This is a genomic window from Bacillus swezeyi, from assembly GCF_030908325.1.
GTDB classification, from domain to species: domain Bacteria; phylum Bacillota; class Bacilli; order Bacillales; family Bacillaceae; genus Bacillus; species Bacillus swezeyi.
The window spans coordinates 2,641,218-2,653,386 of record NZ_CP133085.1 but is presented as its reverse complement, the minus strand read 5'-3'; the positions used below and the strand labels follow the sequence as shown (position 1 = coordinate 2,653,386).

General features: G+C 44.3%; 13 protein-coding genes and 1 riboswitch. Of the genes, 11 read left to right on the top strand and 2 right to left on the bottom strand.

Annotated elements, in window-relative coordinates; translation table 11 throughout:
• Nucleotides 1–212: 212 nt before the first annotated feature.
• The 3 genes from sigX to RBH91_RS13100 all read left to right on the top strand — a co-directional run bounded on the left by sigX (nucleotide 213) and on the right by RBH91_RS13100 (nucleotide 2,816).
• Entirely contained in the window at nucleotides 213–797 is a 585-nt protein-coding gene (sigX, locus tag RBH91_RS13110; RefSeq protein WP_076758772.1) for an RNA polymerase sigma factor SigX, read from the top strand.
• Nucleotides 733–1,854, top strand: coding sequence for an RsiX protein (locus RBH91_RS13105; RefSeq protein ID WP_307891876.1), 1,122 nt, complete (start codon nucleotides 733–735; stop codon nucleotides 1,852–1,854). Before sigX ends, RBH91_RS13105 begins: the two co-directional genes overlap by 65 nt.
• Before the next feature lie 125 nt (nucleotides 1,855–1,979).
• Nucleotides 1,980–2,816 carry a M23 family metallopeptidase gene (locus tag RBH91_RS13100; RefSeq protein WP_307891875.1) on the top strand — a complete coding sequence of 279 codons (837 nt, stop codon included), beginning with the start codon at nucleotides 1,980–1,982 and terminating at the stop codon, nucleotides 2,814–2,816.
• 49 nt (nucleotides 2,817–2,865) lie between these two features.
• Here RBH91_RS13100 and serA read toward each other — a convergent pair whose 3' ends face one another.
• Complete coding sequence (gene serA, locus RBH91_RS13095) at nucleotides 2,866–4,443, bottom strand: phosphoglycerate dehydrogenase (protein WP_307891874.1); 1,578 nt, start codon at nucleotides 4,441–4,443, stop codon at nucleotides 2,866–2,868.
• Nucleotides 4,444–4,695: 252 nt separating this feature from the next.
• A riboswitch (FMN riboswitch) is annotated at nucleotides 4,696–4,830 on the top strand.
• Between the two features lie 153 nt (nucleotides 4,831–4,983).
• Between serA and RBH91_RS13090 the strand changes: the two genes are divergently transcribed.
• Complete coding sequence (locus RBH91_RS13090) at nucleotides 4,984–5,568, top strand: ECF transporter S component (protein ID WP_076758781.1); 585 nt, start codon at nucleotides 4,984–4,986, stop codon at nucleotides 5,566–5,568.
• An 82-nt stretch (nucleotides 5,569–5,650) separates the two neighbouring features.
• On the opposite strand, the gene RBH91_RS13085 is transcribed toward RBH91_RS13090, so the two are convergent.
• Entirely contained in the window at nucleotides 5,651–5,899 is a 249-nt protein-coding gene (locus RBH91_RS13085; protein WP_003183064.1) for a ferredoxin, read from the bottom strand.
• 266 nt (nucleotides 5,900–6,165) lie between these two features.
• On the opposite strand from RBH91_RS13085, the gene RBH91_RS13080 reads away from it, so the two are divergent.
• The 7 genes from RBH91_RS13080 (at nucleotide 6,166) to RBH91_RS13050 (ending at nucleotide 12,164) form a co-directional block, all read left to right on the top strand.
• A complete protein-coding gene (locus RBH91_RS13080; protein ID WP_307891873.1) occupies nucleotides 6,166–7,224 on the top strand; it encodes a YpbB family protein in 1,059 nt (352 codons plus the stop codon).
• Nucleotides 7,217–8,713, top strand: coding sequence for a RecQ family ATP-dependent DNA helicase (locus RBH91_RS13075; RefSeq protein ID WP_307891872.1), 1,497 nt, complete (start codon nucleotides 7,217–7,219; stop codon nucleotides 8,711–8,713). Before RBH91_RS13080 ends, RBH91_RS13075 begins: the two co-directional genes overlap by 8 nt.
• Nucleotides 8,707–9,357 (top strand): CPBP family intramembrane glutamic endopeptidase, encoded by a 651-nt coding sequence (locus RBH91_RS13070; RefSeq protein WP_307891871.1) that lies wholly within the window; start codon nucleotides 8,707–8,709, stop codon nucleotides 9,355–9,357. The genes RBH91_RS13075 and RBH91_RS13070 overlap by 7 nt, the downstream gene beginning before the upstream one ends.
• Complete coding sequence (locus RBH91_RS13065) at nucleotides 9,293–10,051, top strand: LysM peptidoglycan-binding domain-containing protein (protein ID WP_307891870.1); 759 nt, start codon at nucleotides 9,293–9,295, stop codon at nucleotides 10,049–10,051. The genes RBH91_RS13070 and RBH91_RS13065 overlap by 65 nt, the downstream gene beginning before the upstream one ends.
• A gap of 68 nt (nucleotides 10,052–10,119) precedes the next feature.
• On the top strand, nucleotides 10,120–10,563 hold the full coding sequence (locus tag RBH91_RS13060) for a YpbF family protein (RefSeq protein ID WP_076758795.1): 444 nt from the start codon (nucleotides 10,120–10,122) through the stop codon (nucleotides 10,561–10,563).
• Nucleotides 10,564–10,648: 85 nt separating this feature from the next.
• Nucleotides 10,649–11,425, top strand: a complete 777-nt coding sequence (locus RBH91_RS13055; RefSeq protein WP_307894738.1) for a metallophosphoesterase — start codon at nucleotides 10,649–10,651, stop codon at nucleotides 11,423–11,425.
• Nucleotides 11,426–11,579: 154 nt separating this feature from the next.
• Nucleotides 11,580–12,164: a genetic competence negative regulator gene (locus RBH91_RS13050; RefSeq protein WP_076758798.1), complete on the top strand. Its 585-nt coding sequence runs from the start codon at nucleotides 11,580–11,582 to the stop codon at nucleotides 12,162–12,164.
• The last annotated feature ends 5 nt before the right edge of the window (nucleotides 12,165–12,169 follow it).

The window sequence follows — 12,169 nt, the reverse complement described above, 5'->3', positions numbered from 1 at the left end:
GGCATAGCTTGTAATGAAACTTTGGTTTCTCTGCAAGCTTTGGCACCTGTTCTAAATGAACAGGTGCTTTTACGCTAGGGTAAAGTTAAATTTAACCTTAACTTTAGGAAAATTCTCTTCCAATTTTCATATAACCGTAATATAGTTGTAATAGTTGTAATGTAACTTTTTACGATTGACAAACGACAATAAATTGAACGGAGGGGTTTCAGGTGGAAGAAACCTTTCAGAAAATATATGATCGGTATCATCAGGATTTATTTCAATTTTTATTTTACATGGTGAAAGATAAAAGCCAGGCAGAGGACTTGGTGCAGGAAGTATATATCCGCGTTCTGCATTCATATGAAACTTTTGAAGGCAGAAGCAGCGAAAAAACCTGGCTGCTTTCGATTGCACGGCATGTTGCAATCGACTGGTTCAGAAAACAGCAGACGATCCGCCAGCGGGTTTTGGGGACGTTTGACTGGGAGAAGCAAGAAGTAAAAGACCGTGAGCCTCTGCCTGAGGACATTGTGATGCAGCATGAAGACCTGAAAGAAATCTTTGAGGCGCTTGATAAATGTACGCTTGACCAAAGATCGGTCATTGTTTTGCGGTTCATTCAAGGCTACTCCATCACAGAGACGGCCAAAGCCTTACATTTTTCTGAAAGCAAGGTGAAAACCACTCAGCACCGCGGTCTGAAAGTGCTTCGCAAACAGATGGAGCTTTTGAAGGAGGATCTAAAGAATGAAGAAGTCAGAATGGAACGAAGATCGGCTGAAGGCGTTACTAAGCCAACTTCCAACGGTTAAGGATAACCGTTCGGCAAATCAGGTCTATCAAAAGCTGATTCTCACAAAACCAAAAAGTAAATCACCTAAAAAGCGGGCGGGCGCATTTGCTGCGACGGTTTTGGTGCTCTTTCTTCTGATGCTGATGACTCCTCAATTAATCGAACAAATCAGATCCCAAAACGGCACTGATGCGAATATTTCTTCAGACGGCAAACTGGAAAGCGGCAGCATGGAGATGGCTGATGCAGCTAGATCAGAACCAGCAAGTACTTTTGTCGTCTCGCCCGAGCAAAAAGACAACTATATCACCTTCGCATTTCTCGACGAATCCAAGTCCGTCGTTGTGCCGGTCAGCCTTCAGAAAAACGGCAGCATAACGGATATTGAAGACGCGCTCAGCGTCTACACAGACCTGGGTGTCGGCCAGTTCACATCATTCAACACCACTTATCTTCAGCAGGTTGAACTCAACGAAGAGAAAATAAGCAAAAAAGTGAAGATTCAAGTCAATGAGAAAATTCCCGGACTGTCGGTCGAGGACTTCGAACTGCTCAAGGAAGTCATCAATCAAACCTTTAAATGGGATTCCTACGACTCTGTATTTTTTGTCTCAAAAGAAGGCGAGCAGGATGTTGACTTTGATTCATTCGGAATGCTTGCAGATATGGCGATTATACATGAGACACAAAGAGGCTATTTTTTATATGAAAGTTCAGACGGCAGGCCATTTCTCGCCCCGTCAACCGAATCGTACGAAAACATACAAGAAGCGATCAAAGATATGCGAAATGAAGAAAGCGGCTCTCATTTAAAATCTATTATGACCGGCGACATGCCGATTCAAGATGTTCAGGCGAAAGGTAAAGAGCTGACCATTCGATTTTCTTCCGCAGCGGATATCCAAAATCAAACCGCAGATATATTAATGGTCGAAGGTCTGCTCTTGACAGCCAAAGACTTTGGTTTCACAAAGGTTAAATTTAAAAATGCAAATACCAACAAGGTCGGAAGCTATGACTTGTCAAAATCTGTACAGGTTCCATATGCACCGAACCCGATGACGATAAAAGGATGAAGAAAAGACTCCGGGCAGGAGTCTTTTTTGATGTATAAAATGTATTGATTTGGAAGAATACTAAGCTGTCTCCATAAAGGAGACATTTTTACCAAAGATGCATGTAATAGGAGGATATGGAAAACTTGAGACAGCTTAGACATCTACACTTCCTGTTAGTGATCATATGGATGGCGGCGCCGGCCTTCATGATAAACGTGCCGAAGGCGGCAGCCGCAGAATGGACCGAGCCGATTAAAGGGGAGATTACAGATCAGTTTGGCACAAGAGGAGGCAGGCATAGAGGGCTCGATATCGCTGCACCTGAAGGAGAGAGCGTTATGGCAGCAGCCGATGGAACGGTCAGTAAATCATATAGATCCGATTCTTACGGCGAAGTGATTTTTATCAAGCATGATAATGGATACGAAACCGTATATGCTCATTTAAGCAAACGTCTGAAAAAGGAGAATGACCGAGTTAAAAAAGGCGAAGAAATCGGAGTCATCGGCAATACCGGAATATCGACCGGAACCCATCTGCATTTTGAAATGCATGAAGGCTCATGGACAAAGAATAAAAGAAATGCGATTAATCCGCTGACGGTTTTTAGTGAACAGGCGTTTCAGCAAAACTCAGTTCATGTTCATAAAGGAGAGGCTGAGACAGGCCGTTCGGTAACTGTCAAAAAAGGGGACACCTTATGGAAAATCAGCAAAGAGAGCGGAGTATCGGTAAGAAGAATAATGGATCTGAACGGATTGGCGGATTCACATCTTTACATTGGGCAAACCTTGCGTCTTCATGACGGTCAGGCGAAGCGAGGCACTTATATTGTGCAAAAAGGAGATACACTTTATCAAATTGCTGAAAAAATGGGTGTGACCGTTCAGCATATTCAAGCATGGAACGGTCTGAAAGGGGAGCAGATCTATCCTCAGCAGTCATTGAAGATCAGGGAAGCGCCTGAAAGAAGTACATAAAAAACGGAACCCGAAAGGAGAGTGTTTCCCTTCGAGTTCCGCCGGCTTTCTATGGAAGATCGATCACTTTAACTGATACGATATCAGCGATATTTTTCAGTTCATTTACAATGTCGTCTTCCAGGTGACGGTCAAACGAAAGCATCATGATCGCTTCGCCGCCCTTTTCTTTTCGGCCCACCTGCATCGTTGCAATATTGACGTCGTGATCTCCGAGGATCGCACCCACATGCCCGATGACGCCAGGTTTATCCTGGTGGTGGATATAGACAAGATGTCCGGCCGGATAAAAATCGATATCAAAGCCGTTTAAAGCGACAATCCGTCCGCCGAAGTGAGGAATATAGGTTGCCCGTAAAGAAAATGTTGTTACGTCTCCGGTTACTTTAACGGAAATGCAATTTTCATATCCTGATTCATTGGAAGAAATCTTTTCGCTGAAGCTGATGCCGCGTTCTTTTGCAACGGTTCCAGCGTTTACTTCATTAACTGTAGCCGCAACCCGGGGCTTCAGGAATCCGGCTAACAGGCTTTTCGTAATAAATGATGTTTCAAGTTTTGCGATGGAGCCTTCATAACCGATGGCCACATCTTTAACCGGTTCATTCATGCACTGTGATACAAGATTTCCGATCGTATTGGCAAACTGATGATAAGGCTGGATTTTTTGGAAAGAGTCCTTTGTCATGGCCGGAAGGTTGATCGCAGACATCACCGGATTCCCTTGTGCGTACTGAAGGACTTCTTCAGAAACCTGTGCAGCTACATTCAGCTGGGCTTCTTTAGTCGAAGCTCCTAAATGCGGAGTCGCGATGACCAGCGGGTGATCGATCAGTTTTGAGTCCACTGGAGGCTCAACTTCAAAAACGTCCAGTGCCGCACCTGCGACATGTCCGCTTTCAAGCGCATCAAGAAGTGCCGCTTCATCTATGATTCCGCCTCTTGCACAGTTGACGAGACGTACGCCTTTTTTTGTCTTTGCAATCGTTTCCTTGTTCAAAAGCCCCTTCGTTTCTTTTGTCAGCGGAGTATGAACGGTAATGATATCCGCGCATGCAAGGACTTCTTCAAGGCTGTTGACGTTGACGCCCAGTTTGTTCGCTCTTTCTTGGGTCAGGAATGGATCAAATACGTGCACCGTCATTCCAAACGCTTTTGCTCGGTTAGCAATTTCGCCTCCGATGCGGCCCATTCCGACAATGCCCAGCGTTTTGCCGTAAAGCTCTGAACCGACATAAGCCGAACGATTCCATTCCCTTGACTTGACTGAGATATTCGCCTGCGGAATATGCCTCATTAACGCTGAGAACATCGCGAATGTATGCTCAGCTGTTGAAATTGTATTTCCGTTTGGCGCATTTACGACAATCACGCCGTGTTTTGTCGCCTCGTCAATATCAATGTTGTCTACGCCAACGCCTGCTCTGGCGACAATCTTCAATGAGGTCATCTTATTAAACAGTTCTTCCGTCACTTTTGTGGCGCTTCTTACCAAGAGAGCATCGAACGTATGCAGTTCATCCTCTACTTCTGTTACATTTTTTTGAATAATTTCAATAAAATCTGCTTCCATTAATGGTTTTAGGCCATCGCTTGACATTTTATCTGAGACCAATACTCGAAACATGTAAGATTTCCTCCTAAATAGACGTCATAAATATCTGATAATTTACCATATTCCATAAAAGGTGTCAATGAGTTTTGCGCAAAAGACGAAAATTAAAAATGAAAAAACTGTGAATGTGCGGTTTTTGGCATTGAGAAAAAACGCGCTTTCAGAAAACGCCTTAATGAAACGGCTGAAATTGCCAGGCTGAGCTTGAATCTGTACATTTCTTCACAATTCATTTATAATGATATCAAAATCTAAATATATAAGATCAATCTTCGGGGCAGGGTGAAATTCCCTACCGGCGGTGATGAGCCTGTGCTCTAAGCCCGCGAGCCGCTTTTCGCGGCAGGATTCGGTGCGATTCCGAAGCCGACAGTATAGTCTGGATGGGAGAAGATGGAGGTTCCTTGCGTTTTGAAATCGCATTTTTCAAGCGTTTATTTGACCTGTCTGCTAAACTGCCCCGCTTTGTAAAAAAGCGGGCTTTTTGTTTAGGACGGGAGAAGAACCATTCCTCTTTTCGTGAGATGTGATCGAAAAGGAGAGAGTGACACAATGAAACACACTAAAGTGAGACGTCTCGTCTCCATCAGTATGCTGAGCAGTATTGCATTTATTTTAATGATGCTAAGTTTTCCGATTTTAGGCGCATTTCCATATCTAAAGATCGACTTCAGCGACATTCCTGCATTGATTGCAGTTATATTGTATGGCCCAGGAGCCGGAATTGCCGTTGAAGCGGTTAAAAATGTGCTCAATTATTTCATTGCGGGAAGCGCTTCAGGTGTTCCGATCGACCAGACGGCGAACTTTGTCGCCGGAACCTTGTTTATCCTGCCGGCCGCTTTATTGCTGAAAAAATCAAATTCTGTCAAAGGATTTGTCACAGCTCTTTTTGCAGGGACGATTGTGATGGCCATTTCAATGAGCATTCTCAATTATGTTTTGTTTCTCCCTGCTTACACCTGGTTTTTAAATGCTCCGGCTTTATCGGCAGGCGCGCTGAAAACGACGATTCTGGCAGGAATCTTGCCATTTAATATTATCAAAGGCTTTGCTGTCGCTTTGGTGTCCACACCGATTTTTCTGCAGCTGAAGCCATGGCTGAAAGAAAATGTACGCATGGCCAAACAAATATAAAGAGTAAGAAAGCCCGGCGTTTTCTCGCCGGGCTTTTCCCGTAAAAAAATCCGGCAGACGATGTGCCGGATTTTTCTTTTCTCTATTCGTGTTTAAGCGGGTCGCCTTCGAACGGCTCATCCGCAACTTTAATCGAATCGGTAGGACAGCCTTCAAACGCGTCCATCATATCTTCTTCCAAGACGTCAGGAACTTCGACGACACCTTGATTGTCATCAAGGGTGACAAACGCGATTCCTTCGTCGTCATAGTCGTAAATATCAGGAGCCGCTGCACCACAAGCTCCGCACGCGATGCACGTATCTTTGTCTACAATTGTATATTTTGGCATGAATAAAAAACCTCCCAGATTGTTCTTCGTTGGAACAAATGGTTTAACCCTCTATCTATCCGATATGAAACCTATTCCCATTCCTTATTGTAATGGTGTTAATCTGACATTTCAACTCAAAAATATTGAGAATGCTTATCACATAAGGGTTCTACTGCTAACATACCCCTTTTAAATGACTTTAAACATCGATTTCTCCGCAAAATCTGTTAAAATAAAAAGAAGAAAAATATCGAATGTTGGCCTAAAAGAATGCAGGTGATGCTATGTCGGTTTATTTTTTTGACGCCGTTGTGCTGGACATCCTTTCTTCAATGAGAGGAGAGCGGTCGCCGAGCGCCGTGTTCCATTTATTAAAAGGGAAAAGGTCGTCACAGACGATACAAGACGCCGGTTTATTTGCTGTCTCAAAGTATTTCGGCTTTAGTCCGTCCCTTTCAAGAGACCAATTGAACAGCAGTGTTCAAAAGTTGAAGCAGAAATCTTTTATTGCCGAAAAAACGGGGACTGACGCTTATGCCGTGACTGAAAGCGGTCAACAAGAGCTGGCCCGCTGCTTCAGTATGCATCCATGGCCCAAGCACTTTCACGGCGCATATTATCAGGCAGCCGCTAAAATCATGTGGGGGAGGATGTCTCTTTTGCTTCAGGTGATCTCAAACAGACGATATCGTGAGCGCGCTTATTTGCCGATCACAAAAGATTACCAGATTCAAAACTGGGTCAGACACTACTTGAGAAGCCGGAATACTGAAGAAATGGCTGCGCGCCTCCACAAAGAACTGAAAGAAAGGCTGTCGGCATTGAACGATGATGAACAGGCTTCAGTTTTTGTACATTCTCTGACATCAGCCAGAAAAGCAGGCTTTACATTTAAACAGCTTGCGGAAAAAATGCATCGGGATGAATGGTACATATATGCGTTGTTTTGGGATGTGCTGCACTATTTTATTCAATCCGCCCAAAATGGTGAGAGTCCGATATTGCAAACGCTGATTCATGATATGTCTTTTCAAGATGCGCTGACGCAATCGACGAGAAAAACGCTGCTTCTCATCAAAGATGGCAAATCAATTGACCGGATTGCAGAAATCAGAAATCTGAAAACGGCGACGATCGAGGATCATATAGTGGAAATCGCGATCCGTGAGCCGGCTTTTTCCATTGAAAGATATGTTTCAAAAGAGGAGCAGAAAATCATTGCCGATTATGCAAAAACCAATCAAACCAATAAAATCAGACATATTAAAGAAGGCCTCGGGGATAGATACAGCTATTTCAAGATCCGTCTGGCCCTGTCGAAAACGGTGAGCCGGCATGGATAAACTTCATCAGGCCCTCCGCCGCCATTTCGGATACAGTTCGTTTAAAAAAGGTCAGGAAACGATTATGAAAAGCGTTCTTGAGGGGCAGGATACGGTGGCGATGCTTCCGACAGGAGGGGGGAAATCATTATGTTACCAGCTTCCGGGATTTTTGACAGACGGAACGGTTTTGATTGTTTCCCCGCTGCTTTCTTTAATGGAAGATCAGGTGCAGCAGCTGAAGATGCGGGGCGAAAAAAGGACGGCAGCGTATAACAGCGTCTTGACGTATCAAGAAAGAGACTATATTTTAAAACAGCTTCACCGTCTTAAATTTCTTTATATTTCACCTGAAGCACTTCAGTCTGAACAGATCATCAAACGTCTTCAGACGATTAAAGTCAGCCTTTTTGTCGTTGATGAAGCCCACTGTATTTCGCAATGGGGACATGACTTCAGACCCGATTATTCGAAGCTCGGCGAGATCAAAGCGCTTCTCGGCAATCCGCCCACACTGGCGCTTACAGCGACGGCAACAGAAGCGACATTAAAGGATATATCCCAAATGCTCGGGCTTGCGGAAGCCAGTTATTTCATCTATTCTGTTGATCGCCCGAATATCGCCCTTCATATTGAAAATCTCCAGGATACAGCTGCAAAAACGGAAAGGCTGATTGAACTGGTTCGCAAACTCCAAGGGCCGGGCCTTATCTATTGTCCGACGAGAAAATGGACTGAAGAGCTGGCTGAGAGGCTCGCCGAAGAGACAAGGCTGAGAACGGGCTTTTATCACGGGGGGATGGAATCTGGTGACAGGATGCTGATCCAGCAGCAGTTCATCCGTAATCAGCTAGATGCGGTCTGCTGTACAAATGCCTTTGGAATGGGGGTCGATAAGCCGGATGTCAGGTATGTGATTCATTTCAACCTCCCGCAGACCGCAGAGGCCTATATGCAGGAAATCGGCCGCGCAGGCCGGGACGGACAGCAGAGCATCAGCATCCTCCTGAAAGCTCCAGGAGATAAAGGCATTCAGGAGCAACTGATTCAAACGGAAGCCCTTAGTCAACACGATATTGACTTTTTATATGAAAAGCTTGCCGATGTGAAGGATGAACGCGCTTTAAGGGACATTCTTCAGCAGTCAGGCCTATCAGAAACACAGGCCCGCCATTTTGTACACCTTTACTTAAAGGTTCATCATTTAGGTGATGACGGAAGAGAGCTCATCTATCGGGAAATGGACAGCCGAAAACACCTGAAATTAAAAAAGATGGCCGGCTTCGCGTCCATCACCGAAAGCGAAGGATGCTTCCGCAGAGGCCTGCTGGCTTATTTTAATGAAGAGCTAAAGCCCCGAAAAAACAGCGGTGCAGCTTGCTGTACATATTGCGGTTTAGATCTTGATGCATACGAAACTAAAGGAGACCGCCCATTTATGAATGAATTGACAGCCTGGGAAGAAGAATTGGATGCGATATTCGCCGCCGGCCGTGATCGTTTATGCTGAAAAAACAAACTGAAATCATTAAACGGCTGTCAGACAGGGAAATGTTGAAACAGCTATATGCTTCACAAGCTTTGATGCTCGTTTTAGCGCTGCTGTTGGGAATCTTTTTATTTGATGATATCGGCGGTTTTTTCTCGCTTTGGAATGGGTTCGATCCGAACATCCTGACTTATGGGGTGCCGTTATCGGTTCTTGTCATTTTGATTGATCTGGCAGTGATGAAATGGGTTCCCCGGCATATGTATGACGATGAAGGGATTAATGAAAAGCTATTTCGCAATCGGTCATACCCGCATATCCTGTTCCTTACCCTTTTTATAGCATTTACCGAAGAAATATTGTTTAGAGGCGTCATCCAGACCCATTTCGGCATTTGGACTGCGAGCATCATTTTCGCGATTTTGCATTTTCGTTATTTAAAAAAGTGGCTGCTTTTTGCAATGGTTGTTTCGATCAGTTTTCTGCTCGGACTGAGCTTTCAGCAGACTCATAATTTATTCGTGCCTGTCACGGCTCATTTTTTGATTGATGTGGTATTCGCGTGCCAGATTCGTTTTCAACACGTAAGGAGGAGTTCACATGGCGGAGATGTCCAGGATAGAGAGGAAGAAAAAGGAGCAGGGGGAGGAGAAAGCCCGCGCTGAATTCGACTGGGAGGTTCCGAAAGAGCCGGAGCAGGCTGAAGATGAGCTCCCTTCCAGACAGTCATATCGTGAAAAAAAGAAAAACAGCAAGAATAAAAACAGAAACCCTTTGTTTACATCGCTTGCTGTCATGTTTTTTTTCATCCCGATCATCGTTTTTCTTGTGTTCATGTATATGCTGAACCAAAACGATGCTGATACTAACCCTGGACAATATGACGACGTGTTTTATGAAAAGTCGGATGAAACAGGGATGCTCGATGAAAAAAAAGACGGTGAACAGTCCGTTGAAGAAGAGAAAGATTCACAGCATACAGCCGCCGCCCTTGAAGAAGAAAAGCCGAAAGAAGACAGCAGCAAATCGGAAAAAAAAGCGGATGAATCCCGGCAAAAGACTGAAAAAAAGCAGACTGAAAAAAAGAAAGAACCAGAAGAAAAGGAAACGAATAGAGCTGAGGAAAAGCCTGCTGTAACAAAGAAAAAGGTAGCTGAAACAACGCCGCCGGTGCAAAAAGCCGCCGAACCGAAGCCGAAAAAGGTGCTCAAGCACACAGTTGCTGAAAAAGAAACGCTTTTCAGGATCTCACTGAAATATTATAAGGACCGGTCAGGAGAAGAAAAAATCCGCAATTACAATCAATTATCCGGCAACAATGTCTACGCGGGACAGGTGCTGGATATTCCTATTTATTAACCCATGGTATGATTTGGGCCGCATCTACATATACATTGTACTAACAATTAGGACAAGGTGTGAGGACTGTGGGGAGCGAGCTTAATCAGCTGGACCGTTTCGCCGACGAACCTACAAGACAAATGCTTCGCGGCTTAATTAAGAGAAAACAGAAGTATGAAAATTATGCTAGGCAGACATTCAGATGGCAGGCAGCCGCCATCATTTGCGCGGCTTCGTTTTGTTTGTTTATAGCGGCAAAAGGGCTGGGGCAAAGCGGTTTTCTGTCCGAAATGCTCAATGACTCCATTTATCTGTTTTGGATATTGTCCGCCGCTTTCGCCTACAGCACCGCTTATTATTTTAAAAAGAAGGAAGAAAAAGCGGAAGGGGAATATCATAAGCTGAGATGTGAGATTATTCAGAAAAGCACGGATTTATGGCCTCAGCCTGAAATGTGGAAATCACGGGAAACGGTTTTTAAGTTAATGAAACAGCAATATGACATCAACCTTTATTTCGAAAGCAAATAAAGTTAAAAGACGTTTTCTTGTGAAAAGAAACGTCTTTTTTCGTCAGCCGTCTTATGAAGAAAGAAAACAAGATTGGAGAATGATTATGATCTATTTGCTCAGTCTCATTTTTGCAGCTTTGATTTGCTTTTTCGCCTTGCTTTGGAAAATGTCTGCTATCGCTAAAGAAAACACGGTGGTGCGTGCAGAGTTTCCCGTCGGACGCCTCAAAGAACCGCTGAACCTCTTTTTTATTTCAGATATTCACAGGAGGACAGTCAGTACAGAGATCATCCAAGAAGTAAAAGAACACGGGGTTCACCTCGTAGTCATCGGAGGCGACCTGGCGGAGCACGGCGTCCCGTTTCCGACGATTGAAGAAAATATAAAAAGGCTGGCAAGTTTGGGAAAAACGTATTTTGTATGGGGAAACAATGATTATGAAGTCGATCAGCAAAGATTGACCGCCATTTTCAAGAAATACGGCGTGACAGCCTTGCGCAATGAGTCGGTTCTTTACGAACATAACGGACAAGCCGTCAATATTTGCGGAGTCGACGATATCAGACTCGAATTGGACGATTACCGAGAAGCTGTGCGCCGACTCCAGAGCAATGCTCCGACTCTTTTAGTTTCACATAATCCGGAGATTCATCATCAAATACATGAGACGGATGGAATTGACGCCGTATTCAGCGGACATACACACGGGGGGCAGATCCGCATCGGCAGGCTTGGCTTGTATGAAAAAGGGGGGATGGGAACGGTTCATCAGGCATGCTACCTGATCAGCAACGGCTACGGGACGACAAAACTTCCTTTAAGGCTTGGGGCACGGCCTGAAACACATCTGATCAAGCTCGTTCCGAAGCAACAGCACTAAGCTTTTTCCTCTGAAAAGAAACGAAAAGACGGCATAGTGCTTGTCTTCCAGTGAAACACAGTGTAAACTGGTATCAAAATTAAGAACCTATGACTCATCATCTCCATATAATTAAGATATATGATGTGTGCAAGAAGAGGCAGGAGGGAACGTTATGCGGCTTGAGCGTCTAAATTATAACAAGATCAAAATCTTTCTGACACTTGATGATCTGACAGACCGGGGGCTGACGAAAGAAGACCTTTGGAAAGACTCATTTAAAGTTCAGCAGCTGTTTAAGGACATGATGAACGAAGCGAATACAGAGCTCGGGTTTGAAGCGAATGGCCCAATTGCTGTGGAAGTGTATTCTCTTCAGGCGCAAGGAATGGTTATCATTGTCACCAAAAACCATGAAACAGATGAAGACGATAATGAGTATGATGAGGATTATATAGAAATGCAAGTCAAGCTTGGGGAAAGTGTTGACATAGTATATGAGTTTCAAACGTTTGAACATCTGATCGAGCTGTCCAGAAATCTTGACCGCATCGGCATTCAAGGCGGAACAGTCTATCATTATGGAGACAGATATTTCTTAAGTTTGGATGACTTTGATTCCCACTCTGTTGACGGCGTGATTTCGATTTTGGCCGAATACGGAAGCCCGACGACTTTAACCATTTACAGGCTTCAGGAATATGGAAAGAAAATCATGGATAACAATGCCGTTCAGACGATTCAGACATACTTTAAGTAACCCGC